This window comes from Sphingomonas pollutisoli, from assembly GCF_029167165.1.
GTDB lineage: Bacteria > Pseudomonadota > Alphaproteobacteria > Sphingomonadales > Sphingomonadaceae > Sphingomonas > Sphingomonas pollutisoli.
Window position 1 is genome coordinate 325,924 of the sequence record NZ_JARFNJ010000002.1, and the last position, 22,891, is coordinate 348,814.

The 22,891-nt window shown below is 65.9% G+C and carries 17 protein-coding genes and 2 pseudogenes; 12 read left to right on the forward strand and 7 right to left on the reverse strand.

The features are described 5' to 3' along the window. Positions 1-5 precede the first annotated feature (5 nt). The gene (locus PX554_RS04915) at positions 6-2,864 is read right to left on the reverse strand and encodes a TonB-dependent receptor plug domain-containing protein (protein WP_275499456.1); all 2,859 of its coding nucleotides are present in this window, start codon (positions 2,862-2,864) and stop codon (positions 6-8) included. A 224-nt stretch (positions 2,865-3,088) separates the two neighbouring features. Between PX554_RS04915 and PX554_RS04920 the strand changes: the two genes are divergently transcribed. Genes PX554_RS04920 through PX554_RS04930 form a run of 3 tightly spaced genes read left to right on the forward strand, consistent with a single transcriptional unit; the run spans position 3,089 to position 5,994 of the window. Then, entirely contained in the window at positions 3,089-3,676 is a 588-nt protein-coding gene (locus tag PX554_RS04920; protein WP_256326052.1) for a sigma-70 family RNA polymerase sigma factor, read from the forward strand. Then, positions 3,606-4,625 (forward strand): FecR family protein, encoded by a 1,020-nt coding sequence (locus PX554_RS04925; RefSeq protein ID WP_275499459.1) that lies wholly within the window; start codon positions 3,606-3,608, stop codon positions 4,623-4,625. The genes PX554_RS04920 and PX554_RS04925 overlap by 71 nt, the downstream gene beginning before the upstream one ends. A 19-nt stretch (positions 4,626-4,644) precedes the next feature. Further along, on the forward strand, positions 4,645-5,994 hold the full coding sequence (locus PX554_RS04930) for an MFS transporter (RefSeq protein ID WP_275499461.1): 1,350 nt from the start codon (positions 4,645-4,647) through the stop codon (positions 5,992-5,994). A 252-nt stretch (positions 5,995-6,246) separates the two neighbouring features. Here PX554_RS04930 and PX554_RS04935 read toward each other — a convergent pair whose 3' ends face one another. The 3 genes from PX554_RS04935 to PX554_RS04945 form a co-directional block, all read right to left on the reverse strand. Beyond that, positions 6,247-8,553, reverse strand: coding sequence for an acetamidase/formamidase family protein (locus PX554_RS04935; protein WP_275499463.1), 2,307 nt, complete (start codon positions 8,551-8,553; stop codon positions 6,247-6,249). 97 nt (positions 8,554-8,650) lie between these two features. Continuing rightward, positions 8,651-9,841, reverse strand: a complete 1,191-nt coding sequence (locus tag PX554_RS04940) for an aromatic ring-hydroxylating oxygenase subunit alpha (RefSeq protein WP_093221051.1) — start codon at positions 9,839-9,841, stop codon at positions 8,651-8,653. A 91-nt stretch (positions 9,842-9,932) separates the two neighbouring features. Then, on the reverse strand, positions 9,933-10,418 hold the full coding sequence (locus PX554_RS04945) for a VOC family protein (protein WP_093221834.1): 486 nt from the start codon (positions 10,416-10,418) through the stop codon (positions 9,933-9,935). Positions 10,419-10,638: 220 nt separating this feature from the next. On the opposite strand from PX554_RS04945, the gene PX554_RS04950 reads away from it, so the two are divergent. Further along, positions 10,639-11,730, forward strand: coding sequence for an acetamidase/formamidase family protein (locus PX554_RS04950; RefSeq protein WP_275499466.1), 1,092 nt, complete (start codon positions 10,639-10,641; stop codon positions 11,728-11,730). Between the two features lie 104 nt (positions 11,731-11,834). Here PX554_RS04950 and PX554_RS04955 read toward each other — a convergent pair whose 3' ends face one another. Beyond that, positions 11,835-13,085 carry an MFS transporter gene (locus PX554_RS04955; RefSeq protein WP_275499468.1) on the reverse strand — a complete coding sequence of 417 codons (1,251 nt, stop codon included), beginning with the start codon at positions 13,083-13,085 and terminating at the stop codon, positions 11,835-11,837. Positions 13,086-13,263: 178 nt separating this feature from the next. Here PX554_RS04955 and PX554_RS04960 point away from each other — a divergent pair, with 178 nt between their 5' ends. The 8 genes and pseudogenes from PX554_RS04960 to PX554_RS04995 all read left to right on the forward strand — a co-directional run. Continuing rightward, positions 13,264-14,106: a DODA-type extradiol aromatic ring-opening family dioxygenase gene (locus PX554_RS04960; protein WP_093221059.1), complete on the forward strand. Its 843-nt coding sequence runs from the start codon at positions 13,264-13,266 to the stop codon at positions 14,104-14,106. Between the two features lie 88 nt (positions 14,107-14,194). Further along, positions 14,195-14,395, forward strand: coding sequence for a hypothetical protein (locus PX554_RS04965; RefSeq protein WP_093221063.1), 201 nt, complete (start codon positions 14,195-14,197; stop codon positions 14,393-14,395). Between the two features lie 2 nt (positions 14,396-14,397). Further along, entirely contained in the window at positions 14,398-15,744 is a 1,347-nt protein-coding gene (locus PX554_RS04970) for an AtzE family amidohydrolase (RefSeq protein ID WP_275499471.1), read from the forward strand. A gap of 90 nt (positions 15,745-15,834) precedes the next feature. Further along, positions 15,835-17,205, forward strand: coding sequence for an amidohydrolase family protein (locus PX554_RS04975; RefSeq protein WP_275499473.1), 1,371 nt, complete (start codon positions 15,835-15,837; stop codon positions 17,203-17,205). A gap of 20 nt (positions 17,206-17,225) precedes the next feature. After that, a complete protein-coding gene (locus tag PX554_RS04980; RefSeq protein ID WP_275499475.1) occupies positions 17,226-18,041 on the forward strand; it encodes a TauD/TfdA dioxygenase family protein in 816 nt (271 codons plus the stop codon). Then, positions 18,041-19,258, forward strand: coding sequence for an MFS transporter (locus PX554_RS04985; RefSeq protein WP_275499991.1), 1,218 nt, complete (start codon positions 18,041-18,043; stop codon positions 19,256-19,258). The genes PX554_RS04980 and PX554_RS04985 overlap by 1 nt, the downstream gene beginning before the upstream one ends. Positions 19,259-19,347: 89 nt before the next feature. Next, positions 19,348-19,500, forward strand: a pseudogene (locus tag PX554_RS04990) (DUF3526 domain-containing protein); the annotation flags it as partial. Positions 19,501-19,574: 74 nt separating this feature from the next. Then, positions 19,575-19,682, forward strand: a pseudogene (locus PX554_RS04995) (hypothetical protein); the annotation flags it as partial. Positions 19,683-19,802: 120 nt separating this feature from the next. Here PX554_RS04995 and PX554_RS05000 read toward each other — a convergent pair. Further along, positions 19,803-20,825, reverse strand: coding sequence for an NADP-dependent oxidoreductase (locus PX554_RS05000; protein ID WP_275499476.1), 1,023 nt, complete (start codon positions 20,823-20,825; stop codon positions 19,803-19,805). Further along, positions 20,822-22,891, reverse strand: coding sequence for a 3-hydroxyacyl-CoA dehydrogenase NAD-binding domain-containing protein (locus PX554_RS05005; RefSeq protein WP_275499478.1), 2,070 nt, complete (start codon positions 22,889-22,891; stop codon positions 20,822-20,824). Before PX554_RS05005 ends, PX554_RS05000 begins: the two co-directional genes overlap by 4 nt.

Consider the following 22,891-nt stretch of genomic DNA (forward strand, 5'->3'; position numbering starts at 1 on the left):
CGTGCTTAGAAGCCGACCGTGATCCGGCCATAATAATAGCCGCCGGTGAAGCCGTAGCCGCCGGTGGTGGGATATTGACTGGACCCGAGCGTCGCGTTGAACGACGCCGTGGTATAGTCGGGGTACACGTTGAACAGGTTGTTGCTGCCGACCGCGAGATTGATCTTCGGCGTCAGATCATAGCCGACTTCGAGATCGGTGATCCATTTGGCGCCGAAGTGACGATCGTTCGCGGTCGGATTTGCCCCGTTCACCAGATTGGCGATCCCGTCGAACTTCCCGTACCGCACCACACGCGTATTGATCGTGAACTTGCCGAGATTGGTGAGGTTGCCGATGAACAATTTTGTGCGCGGCAGGTTGGTGGTCAGATTCGCTTGCGACAGCCGATCGAACAGCACGAAGTTCGAACCGAGCGCGGCGAGCTGCGACGGGTTGGCCTTGATGTGGGTGATGTCGGTCTGGTTGTAATTGTAGCCGACGTTCCACGACATCGTCGCGAAATCCGCGACCTTGTGCCGGTACGTCGCGACGACGTCGATGCCGCGCGTGCGGGTGTCGATTGCGTTGGTGTAATATTGCGCGCTGATATCGGGCGACAGCCCGTTGGCGACGAGGATCTTCGATACCGCCGTGCCGGTCAGCGTCGAAGTGATCGCGATGCGGTCCTTGACCGAAACCTGATAGCCATCGACCGTGATGTTGAGGTTGCGGATCGGGTTCAACACGAACCCAGCGCTGAAGTTGGTCGAGGTCTCGGGCTTGAGTGGCGTCGCGCCGAGCGCGATCGCGGCGGGCGAACCGACCGGCAGCGTCTTGATCTGCAACAGGTTCAGGCTGCCATCGGGGAGGTTACGGAATTGGCCGGTGGTGGACGCATAGATTTGCTGCGCCAGCGCCGGCGCGCGGAAGCCCGAACTGACCGCCCCGCGGAGCGCGAGCCAGGGCGTGATCGCCTGCCGAATGTTGGCCTTGCCGATCGCGGTGTCGCCGGAGGCATCGTCGTAATGCTCGAACCGGCCCGCCACGCCGATCGTCGTGCTCGGCGTCGGATCATAGGCGAGATCGACATAGGCGGCGATGTTGTTGCGCTTCTTGCTGCCGGCGTCGGCCGGGGTGAAGCCCGCCGCCGCCTGTGCGCCCGGTGCCGGTCGGATCGTGCGCCCGTTGACGACATAGGTGTACGTCCCCGCCTGATAACTGGCGAGTTCCCCCGCCATCACGGCATAGGTTTCGAGCCGATGCTGCAAGCCGGCCGACACCTGAAGGTTGCCGCCGCCCAGCGCATAGCCCTTGGTGATATCGAACGAATTGACCCATTCGGTCGATTTCAGCGTGCCGACATAGACGTCGTGCGGGCTGGTCGGCCCGAGCGAGGGGTTGAGCGTCTTGCTGCCATATTGGCCGGCGCGGTTACTGCCATAGGTGCTGCTGATGTCCCAGTTCCAGCCCGACAGCGTGCCCTTCACCCCCAGCGCGAACTCGAAATCCTCCTCGGAGATGTTGAGCCGCGGGCGGAAGCCGTCGGGATAGACGTTGGGCAGCGAGGCCGCGTTGTTGGGGTAGCGGAAGGTGAAATCGAGCTGCGAGTTGCGCTGGCTATAGGTGCCGAACGAATACACCTGCACCCCGCCCAGATCATAGCCGGCATTATAACCGAGGTTCATCTGCCGGGTCGGGAACGCGCCGTAATTCTTGGTGACGAGTCGGTCCGCGCTCGCCTCGCGCGGATCGATCGCGGTGTCGCCGGCGCGGTAATAGAGGCAGGTCGATCCGCCGAGCGTCGTGCAGCCCGCGATCGGCACCGCGCGGTTCGAGGCTTCCTGCTTCTTCAGGTTGACGAAGACGTCCGCGAACCCGGCCTCGCCGAGCTTGGTGCCATAGCTGAGTTGCGCCAGGTAATTCTCGCCGTCGGAGCGGTCCATGTTCTGCCCCGCCGTGAAGCTGGCCGAACCGCCGCTGGTGCCGTGCTTGAGGATGATGTTGATGACGCCGGCGATCGCGTCCGAGCCATATTGCGCCGCCGCGCCGTCGCGCAGCACTTCGATATGATCCACCGCCGAGGTCGGGATCATGTCGAGGTCGGCCGGGACCGAGCCATTGTACAGCGACGACACCGCGTTGATGAGCGAAGTCTTGTGGCGGCGCTTGCCGTTGACGAGGATCAGCGTCTGATCCGGGTTGAGCCCCCGAAGGCCGCCGGTCGAGATCACCGTGGAGGTGCCGCCGCCGGCGCGGGTCGGCACGTTGAACGAGGGCACCAGCGAGTTCAGCGCGGCGAGCACGCCGGGCTTGCCGGTCTTCTCCAGTTCGGTCGCGGAGATCACGTCGATCGGGGTCGGGCTTTTGGCGACGCTGCGCTGGATACCGCGACTGCCGGTGACGATGACGGTCTCAGGCTCGTCGATGGTGGCGTCGGCCGCCTCGGGCGCTGGAGCGGAGGTCTGCGCCGCGACCGGCGCCGGGGCGAGCGCCGCGACGCGACCGCCCTCGATGTCGAGGCTGGCCTTTCGGATCGCGCTCGCCATGCTGGTGTCGGCCGTCGCGGCGAGCGCCACGACACCCTTGCCCGAGCGCGCGACCTTGAGGCCGGTCCCCTCGATCATCTGGTTGAGCGCCACCTCGGGCGTCATGATGCCGCTGACCGTGTGCGTGCGCATGTTTCGCACCCGATCGTAAGGGAACAGGATCTGCACGCCCGATTGCCGGGCGAAGACGCTCATCGCGCTCGCGAGCGGCTGTGCCGGAATGTCGAACGAGCGCGCGCTGACCTTGATCGTAGCTTGCGCCGCGACCGGCGTCGCGACGATGGCGGTCGAGACCAGCATGGCCGCGACGATGAGTGACCGATTGCCCCGCTTCATGATTGTGACCCCCCGAATTTGCTATGTTCGGGTTGCTATAACGGAGGGCAGGCGCACTTCTGCCAATGCGGATTTCAAATATGTTGCACCGCATTGCAAATAGGTCGCCGCCGCAAAACGCTGGACAACGCATTCATCCGCGGCAACCATGTTGCCTCGTAATAATGTTCGGGTGGTGCGAATCGCGGGCATGAGATGGGGCTTACGGTCAGTTGGGGGTCGCGGTGGAGTTGGTCAGAAAGCGTCTGGACTGGTATAAGGCGACGATCCTGCCGCATCAGGCGGCCTTGCGCGAACGGGTTCGCCGCATCCTGCCGCGCCGTGACGATCTCGACGATCTCGTCTCGGAGGCGATGACGCGGGCGTTCGCCACCGTCGAGTTCGACCATATCGTTCACGGCCGCGCCTATCTTTTTCAGATCGCGCGCAACATGATCATCGACGAGGTCCGCCGCGACAAGATCGTGTCGCTCTCCCTTGTCGCCGATCTCGATCTGATCGCGATCGACAGCGGCGCCGAGGCGCGGCTACAGGCGCGCGACGAATTGCGGCGGCTGGAAGCGATCATCGAAACCTTGCCGATCCAATGCCGTCGCGCGTTTATTTTGCGGCGCGTCCACGATAAATCGGTCCAGGAGATAGCAGACGAGATGGGTCTGTCCGTTTCGACCGTAGACAAGCATATCGGCCGCGCCGCGTTGAAGATCATGCAGGCCATCGGCCAATATGAGGATCTGGGTTTTGGATGGTCGATACAAAAACGCCGAGGAACGGCAAGCGATCGACCAGGAAGCGGCACGGCGCTTTCTTGAGGCGCGCACGCTCGACACGCCCGATGCCTGGAACGCCGTTTACGCCTGGATCGCCGAAGATCCCGCGCATGGCTTCGCGTTCGCGCAAGCCGAATCCGCGTGGGAATTCAGCGAACGCCTGAGTGAGATCACCCCCTCGGTCGCACCGGAGGAGATCGCCGGGCCGGCGGGCCGCTTCGAAGCGTTCTTCGATCGCCGGATCGTCGCCGGCATGGTCGCGGCGATGCTGGTCGCGACCGCCGGGACGATCGGTTTGCAGAAATGGGCCGCGGTCGAGCGCCTGCACACCGCCGTCGGCCAGGAGAAGAGCTACCGGCTCGAGGACGGCAGTCTCGTCCATCTCAACACCGACAGCACGGTCGAGGTCGCGATGCGCGACCGGGAGCGGCTCGTCCATCTGCTCAAGGGCGAGGCGCGCTTCGATGTGGCCCACAACACGCAACGCCCGTTCATCGTGCAGGCCGGCGACGCCACCGTGCGCGCGGTCGGCACGGCCTTCGCCGTTCGCCTGCGCAACGATCTGACCGAACTGACCGTGATCGAAGGCCGGGTCGCGGTGCATGAGGGCGCCGCGCCGACACAGATGGTCGGTGCCGGCACCGCGGCGGCGATCCGCAGCGGAACCGTCTCGACGACGGCGCTGTTGCCCGGTCAGATCGCGCAGCGCACCGCCTGGCAGGACGGCGTGATCCAGTTCGACGGGGAGACGCTCGCGCAGGCGGTCGAGGAGTTCAACCGCTATCGCACCGCGCCGCTGGTGATCGGCGATCCGCAGATCGCCTCGCTGCGGGTCGGCGGCACCTTCAAGGCCGGCAGTTCGGATCAGTTCGTGACCGCGCTGTCGCAGAGCTTCGACATCCGTTCGGTGTCGGGCAAGGACAATTCGGTCATTCTGCTGCCTGCCGGAAATCCGCCACGGGCCGGGGCGGGCGGTGGCAGAGATCGCTGAGCCATCCGTTCTGGGGCGCATGACAGTTTCACCTCCGCCCGCGCCCGGCGCCCCCGCCCCTTCGACCTCCAGCCGCATCCGCTCGATCTTCGGCGGGTCGATGGGAAACCTCGTCGAATGGTACGACTGGTACGTCTATTCGGCCTTCACGCTCTATTTCGCGCCGGTCTTCTTCCCGGCCGACGATCGCACCGCGCAGTTGCTCAACGCCGCGGCGATCTTCGCGGTCGGCTTCCTGATGCGGCCGCTCGGGGCGTGGCTGATGGGCATGTACGCCGACCACCATGGTCGGAAAGCCGGGTTGACGCTGTCGGTGATGCTGATGGGCGGCGGCTCGCTGCTGATCGCCGCGACGCCAGGCTATGCGACGATCGGCGCGGGCGCGCCGGCGCTGCTGCTGCTCGCCCGGCTGTTGCAGGGTCTGTCGGTCGGCGGCGAATATGGCGCGAGCGCGACCTATCTGTCCGAAATGGCGCAGCGCGAGCATCGCGGTTTCTTCTCCAGCTTCCAATATGTCACGCTGATCGCCGGGCAATTGATGGCGCTGTGCGTGCTGCTGCTGCTTCAGACGATGCTGCCCGAGGCGGCGCTCGAGCAATGGGGCTGGCGCGTTCCGTTCGCGATCGGCGGGGTGCTGGCGATCAGCGTCTTCTACCTGCGGCGCGGCCTGCTCGAGACGCAGGATTTCAAGGCCGTCGAGGCCGACGCCGCCGCGCCACGCTCGAGCGGGCTGCAACTGTTCCGACATCACCCCAAGCAGGTGTTGATCGTGATGGCGCTCACCGCCGGCGGCACGCTCGCCTTCTACGCCTATTCGACGTACATGCAGAAGTTCCTCGTCAACTCGGTCGGGTTCGCGCGCGATACCGCGACCGGCATCATGGCGGCGGCGTTGTTCATCTACATGCTGCTGCAGCCGGTGGCCGGCTGGCTGTCCGATCGGGTTGGCCGCAAGCCGCTGCTGATCGGCTTCGGCGTTGCCGGCATGACGCTGACCGTGCCGATCTTCATGCGGCTCGAAACGGTCGCGAACTCGTTCGAGGCGTTCCTGCTCGTGCTCGGCGCGCTGGTGATCGTGACCGGCTATACGGCGATCAACGCGGTGGTGAAGGCAGAGCTGTTCCCGGCCAACATCCGTACCCTGGGCGTCGCCCTGCCCTATGCGCTGGCGAACACGATCTTCGGCGGCACGGCCGAATATGTCGCCCTGGCGTTCAAATCGGCGGGGCTGGAGCGCGGCTTCTACTGGTACGTCTCGGGCATGATCGCGATCTCGTTGACCGTCTATTTGCGCATGAGCGAAACCAGCGAGATCGTAGTCGATCGACAGCTCAAACGGGCGCGCGAGGCGAGCGGGCCTAAGGCGTAGGGATGGGATAGTCATGGCAGCTCCTCCCGGTGAAGCCCCGATGCTCTGCCTGTCTCCCTGAGCGCTCAAACGTCGCGCGGCACTCAGTCTGTCACCTCTACCGTGCCCCGAGCGCCCCTCCGCGCAGCGGTTTCGTGCTTCCAGCAACTCTCCTCGTTCAGGACGCGCCCGTGTTGGTCTGTCCTACACGCACAGCTTCGGCCATATTCCCGCGCACTCTTGGACATCGTCGGCGCCCAACATGACGCCCGTTCAGGCCGAGAACAGGCTCTTGCGGATGATCGCGTGGACGCCCCAATTGCCGTTGGCGACCTGACTGATCCCGAAATCGACCGCGACCGACAGCAGTGAGATCGCCTCGTCCTCGGTGAGATCGCGCAGCGTCATCAGGAAGCGACGCGCCTTGCGGAAACAGTCGCGCATGGCGAGGTCGATCGAGGACTGCTTGTACACCTCGCTCTGGGCGTTCGGGCCGAATTCCTTGAGGTAATCGGGGTTCGAAAAGCCCAGGATCACCCATTCGTCGCGCGTCTCGATCATCGGATAATCGAGGTCGCGGATAAATTTGGCGCTCGCCTTGGCGGGGTGAAGGATGACCTGGATCGTCGCGGTCATCGAACATTCGATCGCGGTGCCGCACAGTTCGGAATCGCCTTGGCTGGCATGCGGATCGCCAAGCGACAGCAGCCCGCCCGGCACGCTCACCGGCAGGAACACGCTCGCGCCCGCGCCGAGCCGCCAATTGTCGATGTTGCCGCCGAAATTGGCGGGCGGCACCGAATCGACCAGTTCGGAATGCGCCGGCGCGAGCGCGACCACGCCGAAATGCGGGCGCACCGGAATGGTGATGTCGCGCAGCACGTCGTAATTGCGCGTGATCGTCTCGGGATCGACCGGGATGCCAGGATAGTCAATCCGGTCATGCACCACGCCCGACGGGTCGGTCTGCGGAGTCCAGCGGTACGAATAGACCGCCTGCGCGGTGGTGCGGCCCGGCTCGTTGCCGATCTCGTAGATCGTGACGACCTCGCGCTGCTTAGGCTCGGTGATGAGATCGCTGTAGTGGAAACCCCAATAGGCGGCGGCGTTGCTGCCGAACGAGCGCCCGGCGAAGCGCGGGTTGGCGCTCGGACGCGTCGCCATGTCGAGGATGCGGACTTCGACGACATCGCCGGGCCGCGCGCCCTCGATCGCGATCGGGCCGGTGCAGATATGCACGCCATACCCTTCGCCGGGGCCGCGCCCGAACGCGGAAGCGTCGATCGGACCCGCGCCGCGCCGCTCGACCGCCTTGCCGTCCGCCGTCCAGTGATAGACGCTTTCCGCGCCGGCATCGCCCTCTACCATCCTTTCGGCATCGTCGTTGGCATGGTGGGTCAGCGTCTCGACCGTCACATAATCGCCCGAGCGGATTTCGAGCACGGGCTTGAGCGATCGGCTGAAATACCCCCAGTGGATCGTGTCGGGGCGGACCGGCAGCAAGTGATGCCGCACGGTACGCGCGGCATCGTCGAGCGGCGGCAAGGTGGCGATGGCGGCGCCGGTCTTGGCGGCGTCCAACCGCACGTCGCGGGCCTTTTCGGGGCGTCCGCGCCGGGGAAGGCCGGCGGCGGTGGCGTCGGCCTCGGGCGATTTGCGATATTCGCGCGGGCTCATGCCATATTGCTCGCGGAACGCGCGGCTGAACGAGGCGCTGTCGTTGAAGCCCCATTGGAACAGGATTTCCGAGATCGAACGCTGCGCGTGCAATGGGCTGTGAAGGTCGAGCCGACATCGCTCCAGGCGGCGAAGCTTCACGTAATGGCCAAAGCTCTCGCCATGCGCCTCGAACAGCTTCTGGAGGTAGCGCGGCGAGATGTCGTGCTCGGCGGCGATCTGGTGGGTGTTGAGATTGGCGTCGGACAATCGCATCTCGATCGACTGGAACACGCGCTCCAGGATCGCGGCGCGTCCGCCCGCCGCGCCGCCGAGCGCCTTGGTGGGCGCGCGGTCGAGCAGGGTCGCGGCGATCAGTTCGGGCAGGGCGAGTTCGACCGGTCGGATCTGATCGTCGGAAATGTCGAGGATCGTGTCGGCGACGGTGCGCAGCAGACCGGACAGCATCCGCCCGGTCGCGGTATCGGAGATGAGGTTGCTGATATCGGTCGGCAGCGGCGAGCGCGCTTTCAGCGCGGGCAGATTGTGCGGGACTTTGACGACGAGCAGCCGGAATTCTCCGGTCAGAGCGATCTCGCACGGCGTATCGCCGCTGCCATAGACCATGTCGCCCTCACCGATCTCCAGCCTCGCGGCACCGCCGGTCGCGCGCAACGCGCCTTCGAGCAGGAGAACGAGCCAGAAGCAGCGCGCTTCCTGCCGGAAGTCGATCGCGATCGTCTGCGCGGTGCCGGTGATGCGAATGAACTGAAGCCGCTGCCCGCTGGTGAAGCTGACAAGATCGCCATAGATGTCCTCTGCGGCCATCTCGAGCGTCAGCGAAACCCGGCGCAATGCGAACCGCCATGCCTCCAACCGCTGGTCGTGCGGATAGGCATTGGTCGTCAGTCGCACTCCGGTCATGCCCGCATTTCCCCTTCAGCAGCCCCACATCGTCCACAGGGGACCGTCGCGGAAAAATATGGTGGCAGAATGTCCACGCGTCGCCGGGACGCTAAATCTACGCGATTCCGTCCTGGGCACCCAGACGCTGGTGCGCCGCGCGGTAGCGGTGGACCAGCCATTTGTTGAACTGGCCCTGCGCGCCCTCCTGCCAGGAATAGCGACCGCGCGGCGCGAACCGAGACCGCAACCCTTCCTGCACCAAGGCGTCGACGTGCATGTCCTGCGCGATGATCTTGCCCGATGCGGCGATGTTCATGTCGAGCAGGTTGTCGAAATTGGGCGCTCGCATCGCGCCGGGGGCGAACAGGAAGCCGGTTTCCAGCTCATGCGATTCCGGGCCGTCGGGGCGCAGGATCAGGTAAATCACCATGTCGCTCATCATCACCAGGCTGAGCGAGGGCGGCACGTTGGCGAAGGTCATCCGCGACCGGTCCGCGTCGGTCAGCCCGGGGAACACCGGCAGCACCGCGCGCTGTGTCGCGTTGAAGCTGGCATCGGGGTGCAGCGTGCCGTTGAAGCGCAGGAAGCCGGCATCCTCCGGCTCCGACGGCGGGAATTCGGCGCGGCCCGAGGGGACGAAATCGTGCAACGGCCCCTGGTGCAGCCGGCTCGCGTGATAGCCGTCGTTGTTGTTCTCGAACATCACCTTCCAGTTCCACGGCAGCTTCGCGGCCGGCTCAGGGCGCGGGCCTTCGGCGCTCGCGAGATCATAGCCGGCGATGGCTTCCGCGACCTTGGCGAGACGCGGCGCGAGCGGCGCGGCGTGCTTGTCGAAGTTGATGAAGACGAAGCCGTTCCAAACCTCGACCGCGAAGGCGGGCAGGCCGTTCGCCTTGCGATCGAAATCGCAGGTCTTGTTCATCGCCGGCGCGCCGACCAGCGCGCCGTCGAGCGAATAGCTCCAGTGGTGATACGGGCACAGGAAGCCGCGCGCGTTGCCGCTGCCTTCCGCCACGAGCATCGCGCGGTGCTGACACACCGCCGACATCGCCTTGATCTCGCCCGCCTGGTTGCGCGCGACGATGATCGGCTCGCCGATGATGCGCGTGGTGAAATAGTCGCCGCGTTCCGGGATCCAGGATTCACGGCCCGCGCACAGCCATTCGGCGTAATAAAGCGCTTCCTTTTCGAACTCATAGAAATCCCGGCTCGTGTAGCAGGCCGGCGGCAGCGTCACCGCCTCCGCGAGATCGACCGCGGAAGACGAGAGGGATTCGATGAAGCTATCGGACAGGCGCGCGGGCATCGGGATGTTCCTGGGAAAAAGCGGTATGTGGATCGACTGCCAACCTGCACGACGGCGGCGGGAAGGCAATCGGGTGATCGAGGCGGCGTACTTACTCGCGTGTATAGTCGGCGGGTATGACGGGCGGATCGCCCGCCTTCCCCCACAGGATGATCTCATTGCCCCACGGATCGCGGAAGGCGTGGTTGAGGCCGTTGAAGGTCGACCAGAAGTGGTTGCGCCACAGGATCGTCGCGCCGCGTTCTTCGGCCGCCGACAGGATGCGTTCGGGCGTGTCGTCGTCGCTGATGAGCACCCAGATGCGCGGCTTGCGGCCTTCGGTCGAGAGTTCGCGCGGAGCGACGCCTTCCGCTTCGGGATGCGGGCGAGCGTTGTCGGCCTTGAAAATGCCGAGGTGGAGGTTGCCGATCGCGCTATCGCTGCCGTCGGGGTTGGGGAACATGCCCCCCGGGACCATGCGGTGATAAACGCCCGCCGGCTTCTCGTCGTCGCGCCAGCCGAACACCTCCGCGTAGAACCGCCCGGCGGCAGCGGGATCGTCGCTCGGCATGTCGACGAAGATGAGCGTGTTGGGCATGGATTGTTCCTCGTATCGCGTACCGCCAGCGGCGCCGGCTCGGGTGATCGGACTGTGCGCGAGGCGTGCGCCGCGCGCTTGGTCTGGGACGATCACTTTGTTGACCGAGTTCATCGCTGCCGCCTGCTCCGCAAATTCTAGGGCGCGCCGGCGCAAGACCATCGGAGGCATCGGTTCGACATCACCATGGTCGATCCTGCAAGCAACAAAGGGGCAGTTAATGGCTTCCGTGACCACTCTAAGCGTGGCGAAGGCGCAAAGCCGGCCAGCCGCGTTCTGGCATCTCAAAGCCACACCGGAGACCATTCACTGGGGGTATTTTTCCCCGGATATCAAACCGGCGCTGCGCGTCCGCAGCGGCGATTTGATCCACGCGGAAGCGGTGACCCACCACGCAGGCGACGCGCCCGAACTGATGTTCGACGCGGGCATCGAGCGGATCTTCCGGGAGGTCGACCCCGCCACCCGCGCGCCGGGCGTCCATATCATGACCGGGCCGATCTACATCGAGGATGCCGAGCCCGGCGACATGATAGAGGTGCGTTACCTCCAGATGGTGCCGCGCAACGCCTATGGCTCGAACCTCGCGGCGAACTGGGGGCATCTCTACGAGGAGTTCGGCCGCAAGGAGCGCGTGACGATCTACGAACTCGACGCCAACGCCAACACCGCGCACGCGCTCTACGCCTACGATTTCCCCGGTGATTATCTCGTGCCGGGCACCATCACCAATTGCCCGGTGTGCGATCGTCAGCCGGCGCTACCGGGCATCACGATTCCGGCGCGCCCGCATCTCGGCACCGCCGGGGTGGCGCCGGCGGTCAACGAACCGGTCTCGACGATTCCCCCCGGTCTGCACGGTGGCAACATCGACAACTGGCGGATCGGCGCCGGATCGACGATGTTCTACAAATGCCAGGTCGAAGGCGGGCTGTTCTCGATCGGCGATCCGCACGTCAGCCAAGGTGACGGCGAGATCTCCGGCACCGCGATCGAGGCGTCGCTCGACTGCCTGTTCCAGATCATCCTGCGCAAGGATTTCGATTTCCCCTCACCACTACTGGAAACGCCCGAGAACTGGATCGTCCACGGCTTCGGCGCCGATCTCGATGCGGCGATGAAGGCGGCATCGCTCGATATGCTGCATCTGCTCCACGAGCATCAGGGGCTAAGCAAGAACGACGCCTATTCGCTGATGAGCGTCGCGACCGATTTCGGCGTGACCCAGGTGGTCGATGGCACCGTGGGTGTTCACGCACGGGTGGAGCGGCGGATGTTCCCGCAGAAGGGCTCGGTCATCGATCCGGGCTGAGGTGGACGTAACGACGAGAAAGGCAAAGGCCCGGTCGGTTCGATCGGGGCTTTTTGCGTTCGAATGTTGATCCATCCCACGCCCCTGTCACGGAGGCGTGATGCTCATTGCGCCGCGACAAGCCCCGGCATCTCCGCGTCGCTGCCCCGCCGGCCGAGCGAGGGCAGGAAGAACAGCAGCACCATGCCCGCCGCCAGCGTTCCGATCAGCGCGGTCGCGGCCTGGTCGTACGAACCGGTGCGGTCATAGCTCATGTCCATCAGCGCGGGGGTCAGCCCCTGCGCGAGAATGACGGCGGCGTAGAGGATGCCGTTGATGCTGCCGAAATGCCGCAGCCCGAAATACCGCGAGCAGAAATACGATAGCGCCGCATATTCCGCGCCCATGCCGATGCCGAGCAACACCCCCGCCGCCGTCATCGTCATCCCGCCATGTCCGAATTCGAGCAGCGCGAGACCAAGCATCGCCGCGACGTACATCGGCACGATCAGTATCGGCGATCGGAACGTGTCGAGCAGACCTCCGGTCACGACCTGCCAGGCCGCCGTCACCAGCGCGAAGATCACGACGATTCCGGTCGCCTCGCCGAGTCCGAAGCCGCGGTCCATCATCATCGGCACGACATGGGTGAAGACTGCGGTCATCGCGCCGGCGCCGCTCGCCACCGCGATCAGCAGCAGCCAGAAGCGCGCGGTTCGCGCCGCCTCGGCCGGCGTCATGCCTTTCGCCAGCGTCTGGGACTTCTCGACGCGGTGGCGCTCGACATCCGGGCTGTCGCGCAGCCACAGCCACAGCACCGGCGCACCCACCACCAGCACGATCGCCCCGATCGCCACATAGGTGCCGCGCCAGCCGAGCAGCGGCAACAGCACGCCAGCGACGATCGGCACGACCGTCGCACCGACACCGTTGCCGACGCCGGCGGTTACGCCCAACATCAGCCCCCGCCTTTCGTCGAACCAGTTGGAGACGACCTTGGCGATCATCGGCGACGCGCACATCGCGCCAGCGAGGCCGACGATGCCAAACTGGAAATAGAAGAGCCAGATGTTGCCGTTGGTGAGCGCAAGGAGTGCGATCGACAGCGCCAGCAGCGCGTTGCCGGTAAGGATGATCGGCCGTGCGCCGACGCGGTCCATCGCCCGCCCGATCAGCGGATAACTCAGCGCCGACAGGATCGCGATCAACCCGAGCACGCCCGACACCGCCGCGCGCGGCCAGCCGAATTCTTGCGAGATCGGTACGAGAAAGGTGCCGAACGTCGCGCTGATGGCGGCGGTGATGCACACGAGGTTGCCAGTGGTGGCGGCGATGGCGAGCCGGGTCGCGGTTCCATCCCGAGCGGCAGTCTGCAAGGCGCGTCCTCCGTTGTCCAGGCGACAAGTACATCCCCGATCGGCGGCGATCCCAAGCGAATAACGCGGCTCGCAAGATTTCCTTCGCGCGCTGTCAAGTCTGTGGACTTGCACGCGAACGCGCGTCCACCGAAGGGTAAGCGTACCAGATGCGAGATCGCGCGAAGGGACCGATATCATGACCGCACAAACCAGCGCGACGCGTAATCCGGCATCCACGATGCCGACCCTGTTCATCCCCCACGGCGGTGGTCCGTGCTTCTTCATGGACTGGAGCGCGATGATGGGTGGTCCCGCCGATACCTGGGACAAGACCGAGGCGTGGCTGCGCGCGCTGGTCTCCACCCTGCCCGAGCGGCCTAAGGGGATCGTTATAATCTCGGGCCATTGGGAGGAGCCGGCCTTCACCGCATCGACCGCGGTCGATCCCGGCATGATATATGATTATTACGGCTTCCCGCCGCACACCTACCAACTGCAATATCCTGCACCGGGCAACCCCGCGCTTGCGGCACGAGTGGTCGCGTTGCTCCAACAGGCAGGGCTGCCGGCGCGTACCGATCCGGCACGCGGCTTCGATCATGGCGTGTTCGTGCCGTTGCTCGTCGTCGATCCCGATGCGACGATCCCGGTGGTGCCGCTGTCGCTCAAGGCCGATCTTGATCCGGCCGAGCATCTCGCCGCCGGCCGCGCGCTCGCGCCGCTGCGCGACGAGGGCATTTTGATCGTCGGGTCGGGCATGAGCTATCACAATATGCGTGCCTTCCGCACGCCCGCCGCGACGCGGCCCTCAGCGGCGTTCGATCAGTGGCTGACGCAGGTCATCGAGGCGCCGGTCGCCGAGCGCGATGCCGCCCTGGTGCAATGGGCCGACGCACCGGCAGGTCGCGAATCGCATCCACGCGAGGAGCATCTTCTGCCGTTGATGGTCGCGGCCGGAGCCGGCGCGGATTCGTCGGGTGCCAGAGTGTTTACCGACAACGTGATGATGGCTGATATCTCCGCGTTCCGCTTCGGCTGACCCCCCTTCCGGTGGCTTGCCGCCGCGCGCCAAGGTTGTAAGAGGTGGGCGCCAGTGTGCCAACAGCTTGCAGTCAGGAGGGCGCCCGATGGCCGAAACCAAGCCCAACGCGGCCCGTCCCACCGAGGCGAGCGTAAGGACGCGCCTCGCCGAAGCCGGCCTCGACGTGCCCGACCCGTGCGTTACCGAAACGCTGGCCAATCTGCTCGTGTTGCAGGATCACGTCGCGACGCTGCGCGCGTTTCCGCTCGATCCGCGCAGTGCGAGCGCGTTGCGCTTCGAGGCGTGAGCATGGCAACGCGGCCGCCCACCGCGATCACGCTCGCGCAGGCGGTTCGCGACGGCCAGCTCAAGGCCGCCGATCTGTGCCGCCAGGCGCTCGACCATGCGGAGGCGCTGGGTAGTGAGCGTAGCGGGTTCACACGGCTGTTGCGCCGGCGCGCGATGCTGCGCGCCGAAGCGATCGACAAGCTGGTGGAGGCGGGGCTTGATCCCGGGCCGCTGGCCGGGGTGCCGTTCGGCGCCGCGGATCTGTTCGACGTCTCGGGCGAGATCACCACCGCCGGTTCGGGCACGCGCCACGGTGCCCCGTTCGCGAGCCGCGACGCCACCGCGATCCGGCTGCTGGAAGCGGCAGGCGCCGTGCTGATCGGCACGCAGAACATGGACGAATTCGGCTATGGCTTCGTCACGATGAACGCCCATTTCGGCACGACCCGCAACCCGCACGATCCCACGCGGGTCGCAGGCGGTGCCGCGGGCGGGTCCGCCGTGGCGGTGGCGACGCAGGTGGTACCCTTCTCGCTCGCGTTCGACACCAACGGGTCGCTGCGCGTTCCGGCGGCGCTGTGCGGTGTGATCGGGCTGAAGCCGACCTATGGCGCCTTGCCGCGCGGCGGCTGTTTTCCCTTCGTCGAAAGCCTCGATGTGGTGGGCGCACTCGCCCGCGATCTCGACGATCTCGCTTTGGTTTACGCCATCCTCCGCGACGGCGCGTCCGAGCGCGAGGCCGGGCGCGAGCCGATCCGGTTCGGTCGGTTGATGAGCTGGTTCGACGACAATATCGCCGAGGAAATGCGCGCACCGCTGCACGCCTTCTGGAACCGGCTCGGCCGCATCACCTTCGAACTCGAACATTCGGAAATAGCGCGCGCGGCCGCCTCGGTCATCATCGCCGCAGAGGGCGGGAGCCTGCACCGACCGGGGATCGAGCAAGACCCGATGGCGTTCGAGGCGCCGGTGCGCGGTCGCATGCTGGCGGGCATGCTGCTGCCGAGCGAGGATTATCTGCGCGCGCAGCGCTTCCGCGCGTGGATCCAGGAACGGCTGCGGCGCCAGTTCGAGCTGTGCGACGTGCTGTTCACGCCGGCGGCGCCAGGCTACGCGCCAACCATCGCCGATCCGGTGATGCTGTTCGGGGGCGAGCCGATCCCGGCGCGCAGCCATCTCGGCATCTATACCCAACCGATCAGTCTGATGGGGCTGCCCGCGCTGGTGCTGCCGCTCGCCGGGGACTTTCCGATGCCGCTCGGCATCCAGTTGATCAGCGCGGCGGGCAACGAGCCGGTGCTGTTCCGTGCGGCGCGCGAGCTGATCGACCAGGGGCTGTGCGCGGTGCCGGGCCTGCCGGCGCGGTGATCGCCGATCAACTATTGGGCCGCTCGTGCTCAAGCGTCGTGGCGGTCGGTCGCTAAGGTACGACATCGACCGGCGGCTTTGGGGGCGCGAATGCACGTGGATACGCTCATCAGCGGCGCGACCGTCATCACGGTCGATGCCGAACGCCGTGTCATCGCCGACGGTGCGGTGGCGATCGCCGACGACACCATCGTCGCGGTCGGCAAACGCGCCGATGTCGCGGCGCAGGTGCAGGCGCGCGAGACCGTGGACGGCCGACGCTTCGTGCTGACGCCCGGCTTCATCAACGGCCATGTCCATGTCACCGAGACGTTGATCCGCGGATTCCTGCCCGAGGCGCTGCCGTTCGATGAGGAGATCGGCCGCTGGGTGATTCCGCTGTACGAAGCGCACACCGCAGCCGAGCAGATCGTCAGCACCAAGCTCGCGATCGCGGCGATGTTGCGATCGGGCACCACCACCTTTCTCGAGGCCGGCACGATCATCGCGTTCGACGATGTGATGGACGCGATCGCCGACAGCGGCATCCGCGGCATCGCCGGCCGCTGGACGATGGACCGCGCGTTCGATCCCAATGCAGACCAGATCGCCTTGACCGAAACCGCCGTCGCCGCGCTGGCGGCCGATATCGCCCGCTATCCGCAAGACGGCAGGTTGATTTCGGCATGGCCGATCCTGATTGGCCACAACACCGCCTCCGATGCCTTGTGGCAGCGGGCGAGCGCGCTGGCGCGTGAGACGGGGTGCGGCGTCTCCGCGCATATGAGCCCGGTCGCCGACGATTCGAAGTGGTACCTTGCGAACACCGGCAAGCGGCCGATCGTGCATCTCGATGCGCTCGGCGTGCTCGGCCCGCATCTCAACCTGGTCCATATGGTTCATGTCGATGCTGCCGAAATCGCGCTGCTCGCGGCGACCGGCACCAATGTCACCCATTGCCCCGGCGCGGCCATCCGGACCGGCCTTGGCACCACGGCGCACGGTCTGTTCCCCGAAATGGCGAAGGCCGGGATCAACGTGCTGCTCGGCACCGACGGCGCCGCCAACCACGACATGATGCGCGTGATGATGTTGATGGCCGGGCTGTTCAAGGATGCCCGCGAAGATCGCGAGATCTTCCCGGCACATGAGGCGCTGGAGATGGCGACGATCAACGCCGCGAAGGCGGTGGGCCGTGCCGGTTCGATCGGCAGCATCGCGGTCGGTATGCAGGCGGATATCGTCGCGCATGACAGTTTCCGGCCGGAATGGCAGCCGATCAACGATCCGGTGCGCCAGCTCGTGTGGTCCGCCGACGGGCGCAGCGTGCATTCGGTCTGGGTGGGCGGCCGGCGCGTCGTCGATGGTTTCCGCTGCACGACGATCGACGAGGAAGCTTTGTACGCCGAGGGGCGGGCCGCCGCCGCCGCCGTGATCGAGCGCGCCGGGCTGCCGCTCCGCACCGCATGGCCGATGTCCTGACGAACAAGAGGAAGACAGACGTGGAATATAACACCATCACGGTTCGCCCGCTCACGCCGACGATCGGGGGCGAAGTGTCGGGCATCGACCTCAACCGCCCGTTGTCGGACATGGAGGTGGAGGATCTGCACCGCGCGCTCGACGATCGGCTCGTGCTGTTCTTCCGCGATCAGCCGATCGACCATGCCGCGCATATCCGGTTCTCCGAATATTTCGGCGGGATCCACATCGCGCCGAGCACCAAGCCGTGGCAGGCGCCCGGCCACCCGGAAGTCACCATCATCCATGCCGACAAGGATTCCACCTTCGTCGCGGGCGAGGACTGGCATTCCGACATGAGTTGCGATCCCGAGCCGCCGCTTGGATCGGTGTTGTACCTGCACACCATCCCGCCGGTCGGCGGCGATACCGTGTTTTCGAGCATGTATGCCGCGTACGACGCCCTGTCCGAGCGGATGAAGGCGCATCTCGAAGGGCTTACCGCGATGCACGACGCCGCGGTCGGGTTCGGCGGCATTACGCCCGAGGGCATGAAACTGCCGCGTACCAGCCATCCCGTCATCCGCACCCACCCCTCGACCGGGCGTAAGGCTCTGTTCGTCAACAAGGGCTTCACCACCTATATCGAGGGCGTTCCGCGCGCCGAAAGTGATGCGCTGCTCCAATATCTGTTCCAGCATCTCCAGCATCCGGCCTTCCAGTGCCGCTTCACCTGGACGCCGCACGCGATCGCCTTCTGGGACAATCGCTGCGCGCAACATTCCGCGATCTGGGATTATTTTCCGCAGACCCGCTCAGGCTTCCGCGTCCAGATCCGCGGCGACGTGCCGCGTTGATGCAGAGTGACGAACGCCGGGGCCGGAGCCGTGCACTGGCGGTACTGACGGCGACGTCGCTGGCACTGATAATCGCGCAGTCGGTTGTATTCGCGTCGTTCGGGATCGTCCTATTCGCAACTGCCCCCGGTCTCGGCTTGTCGGCGAGTGACAGCGGATTCGCCTATACAGTTGTGGTGCTGGGCGCGTGCATCGCCGCGCCGGCGCCAATGCTGCTGATCCGATGGATTGGTGGCGGCCGCACGATCATACTTGGTCAGGCGGTGTTATGCGCCGCGTTCCTGATTCTGGGGGGTGCGCACGCCTTGGGCGAGCTTTACGCGGCCGCGTTGCTCGGCGGCGTCGGGTTCTCGCTCAGCGGCAATTCGCCGGCGGTATTCCTGCTGTCGGGCTGGGCCGGCACGCGGGCCGCGCGCTGGATCGGCATATACATGATGATCGGTATGCTCGGAAACGCGGTCGGTCCGCCCGTTGCGCAGGCGCTGATCGCGGAGGTGGGCTGGCGCGGGTATTGCGGCGTCGTGGCGCTGGTTGCAGCGACGATGGCCGGTACATGCGCAGCCTGCCTACGCGAGCCACCTCTCGATAATCCACGAGAGGACAGCCGATCACCTTTGAGGAGGCTTGGTCGGATGCTACGCTCCCCGATCTTCCTGACGCTGGCGGCGGCGGTCGTCGCCAGCCAAATCTGCATCATCACCGTTGCAAGCGTCGCACCGCCTTATCTGGCGGCACAGGGTCAGGGAACCGTGATTGCTGCGCGGCTGCTCAGTATCGAGGGGCTTGCCAGCGCGCTGGCGACCGGTTTGCTCGGGTTCGGCGTCAGGCTTATTTCCGCGCGGCGTCTGCTGCCGATCTCGCTGTTGGCAGGCGCGGCCGGGCTGGCGATCCTCGCCAGCAGCGTCGATACCGCTCTTCTAACAGCGTTTGCGATACTGGTGGGCGTCAGTGTCGGCGGCGCGACGCTGGCGGTCACATTGCTGCTGGTGCGATATTTTGGGCCGGTTCAGGGCGCCGCCGCGCTCGGCGCGGTCTGGACGCTTGCTGGGCTCGCCGCGTTCGGCCCATGGATCGCCGGGATCATCGCCGACTCGAGTGGCAGCTACGCGCCCGCCTTCTTCGGGATCGCCCTTTTGCTTCTTCCGATCGCGGCCGGTAGCGCGCTCCTGCTTCCTCGTGACGTACCGGATGGGCGCCTTGCCGCATGCCGTGACTGATTGCGGTCGCAGGTTTTTGCTTCACCTGCGGCATGCACGGCCAGTTCATCTTCAAATCACGCCCGATCCCGTCTGAGACCAGGCGCACGGACCTGCACAAGCCGGGCGACAGCCACAATCCCGACGATCCCTTCTTCAAGGCGTTCAAGGAAAGGACGCTGCGCCAATATGGCGTGACCCGTGTAGAAGCTCTGCCGGTCAATCATAACGGCCTGCTGGCGACGGAGGGCGAGAAACGCACTATGATGTCGATGTCGTTCAAGTCGGCGCGTTCCGCGATCGCGATGTTCTATACACCCCGGCAACGGTCAACGTCGTGACGCGCGCGCTCCTGACCGATCAGGGAGCGCTCGGATTGGACGATGCGCTGCGCAATACACCGGGCGTCACGCAGCAAACCACCAGCCCGTTCAACACGAACACGTTCCTCGCCCGGGGCATCGCGATCGATGCGCAGACTAACTATCGCCTCAACGGCGGGCGGCCGATCATCAACTTCGCGCCGATGGAGTCAGCGACGATCAGACCACCCGCGCTGTGCGCGCTACGCTTCCGTTGTCACCAGCAGTGTTCCCGCATTCAGCCCGGAGAACAAACCCGCGAACGCGGTCGGCAGCAGCGTGAATCCCCTTCGCAGATCGACCCGGCATTGCAACTGGCCACTAGCGGACCATGCGCGGATCGCCGCCGCTGCCTCGTCATACCGTTTTGCGAAATCCCCAACGACAAAACCTTCCATGCGAATGCGACCATAGACGAGCTTCATCATATCGCTCGGGCCTGCCGCCGGCCGGCCGGTGTCGTAGGCGGAGATCTGGCCACACAGCACAATTCGGCCATGTGGCACCATCTGATCGATCGCATCCTGCAGGATCTGACCGCCGACGTTGTCGAAGAAAACATCAAATCCGTCAGGGCTGGCGGCCTTCAACCGCGAGGCCAAGTCGCCCACGCGGTAATCGATCGCGGTGGCCACTCCGCAATGCTCTTCCAACCACCGGCATTTTTCCTGCCCGCCTGCGACGGCGACCACGCGGCACCCCGCCAGCCTCGCCATCTGGCAGGCCATCGCGCCGACCGAGCCGGCGGCGCCAGAAACAAGGACGGTCATGCCCGGCTCGGGCTCTCCGACCGCGAACAGACCGAAATAGGCGGTCAGGCTGTTCGGGGAATAGAGCGTCATCGCATCGACGGGATCCATGCCACGCGGCACCGTGGTGACGGGAACCGCCGCGGTCTCGGGTCGGAGCACGGCATAATCCTGCCACGGCGTCACCGCGGTGACGAGATCGCCGACCGCGAAGCGGGGATGACGCGTGGCGAGGATTTCGGATGCCGCCATGCCCCGGATCGCTTCGCCGATGCCGATCGCGCCGCGGTAACTCCGGCCGGGCGGGTTGAGCCAATTGCGGATCGTGGGCGCGCAGGAGAAAATCCGGGTTCGGACGAGCAGCTCCCCGTCGTCGAGCTCCGGCGCGACATAGTCCTCTTCGCGATACGCGAAATCGGAGGCGGCGACCGGCCCTTCGGGTCGCCGCGCCAGAACCCAGGCGCGGTTGCGGCTCACGCCCTGTCGCCGAAACCAAGCCCTTTTTCGGCGAGCCTGAGAAGCAGATCCGAGGGGCGGAACGCCTCGCCATGGCGGCTTTCCAGCGCGCGCATGTCCGCGACGATCCTGCTGAGCCCGATCTGATCGGCCCAGAACAGCGGCCCGCCGCGATACACCGGCCAATTGTAGCCGAGAACAGCCGCGATATCGATATCGGACGCGCGAAGCGCTATGCCTTCGTCGAGGATCTTCGCACCCTCGTTCACCACCGGATAGAGCAGCCGCGCCAGCAACGCCTCGTCGCCGACGGTGGGACTGGGCGCGACGTTCCGCGCCTTCGCGACCGCGTCGATCATCTCGGCGGTCGTGTCGGACGCGCTGGGCCGCCGCTTGTCGTCGTAATCGTAATAACCGGCTCCCCGCTTCTGACCGAGCCGGCCCGCCGCGACGAGATCGCCCATCACGGTTCGCTCGGTCGCATCGCGGCCGATCACGTCGAGGCCGACCAGATCCATCATCTGGAAATGGCCCATCGCGAAGCCATACTCGACGAGAACGCGGTCGATCTCCGCGATCGGCGTCCCCTCCAGCATCATCGCCTCGGCCTGCGCGCCGCGCGGCGCGAGCAGGCGATTGGCGATGAAGCCGTCGCAGACACCGCTCAACACGGCCACCTTGCCGATCCGCTTGGCGAGATGCATCGAGGTCGCGATCACCGATTGCGCCGTCTCTCCGCCCCGCACGACCTCGAGAAGCCGCATCACATTGGCGGGCGAGAAGAAGTGGAGACCGACGACGCTCTCGGGCCGCCGCGTCGCCGCCGCGATCCGGTTTAGATCAAGGAACGATGTGTTCGACGCCAGGATCGCACCGGGCTTGGCGATCGTGTCGAGCTTGCCGAAAATCTCGCGCTTGACGTCGATATTCTCGTACACCGCTTCGATGACGAGATCGGCGTCGGACAGCGCCACCATATCGAGCGTGGGCGAGATCAGGCCGATCCGCTGTTCCATCTGCTCGGCACGCATCCGGCCCTTGCTGACCGTTGCTTCGTAATTGCGGCGGATCACCGCGACGCCGCGGTCGAGCGCCGCTTGCGTCGTCTCGACCAACGTCACGGGGATGCCAGCGTTGAGGAAGTTCATCGTGATGCCGCCGCCCATCGTCCCCGCGCCGATCACGCCGACCGATCGGATCTCGTGGACCGGCACGTCGGCGGACAGGTCGGGCACGCGCGCCGCTGCGCGCTCCGCGAAGAACACATGGCGCTGCGCTGCTGATTGCGGGCTTGCCACGAGTTGCTCGAACAGCGCGGTCTCGTGCGCGAGCCCTTCCTCGAAGGGCAGTTCGACGGCAGCTTGGACGGCCGCGATGATCGCCTGCGGCGCGGCGAGCCCCTTGAAGCGGCGGGCGTTCGCGGCGGCAAAGTCCGAAAACAATGCGGGATTTTCACGATCCGCGGTGATCCGGTCCGTCCGGTCTCGCGCCTTCGGCAGAGCAGAACCCTGCGCGACGACATCGCGCGCATAGGCGATCGCGGCCTCACGCAAGTCCGCGTCGGGAACGAGCGTATCGACGAGACCGAGGGTAAGCGCCTCGCGCGCGCCGATCTGGCGGCCGGAGGTGATGATATCGAGTGCGGCTTCGGCGCCGACGAGACGGGGCAGCCGCTGCGTTCCCCCTGCCCCCGGCAGCAGCCCGAGATGAACCTCGGGCAGCCCGACCTTGGCGCTCTCCGTCGCGACCCGGTAATGGCAGGCGAGCGCCAGTTCGAACCCGCCGCCGAGCGCGGTGCCGTGGATCGCCGCGATCACGGGTTTGGGCGCCTGTTCGATCGCAGCGAAAAGATCGGGGAAGCTCGGCGGCTGCGGCGCCTTGCCGAACTCGGTGATGTCGGCGCCCGCGATGAAGGTCCGCCCTGCGCAGATCAGTACGATCGCCGTGATCCCGGCGTCGGCCGAGGCCTGCTCCAGTGCCCGTAGCAGACTGGCCCGCAGCGCTGCCGACAGCGCGTTCACCGGGGGATTGTCGAGCGTGAGGATGGCGATGCCGCCGGCCCCGGCGGTCTCTACCGGTTCGGTCAT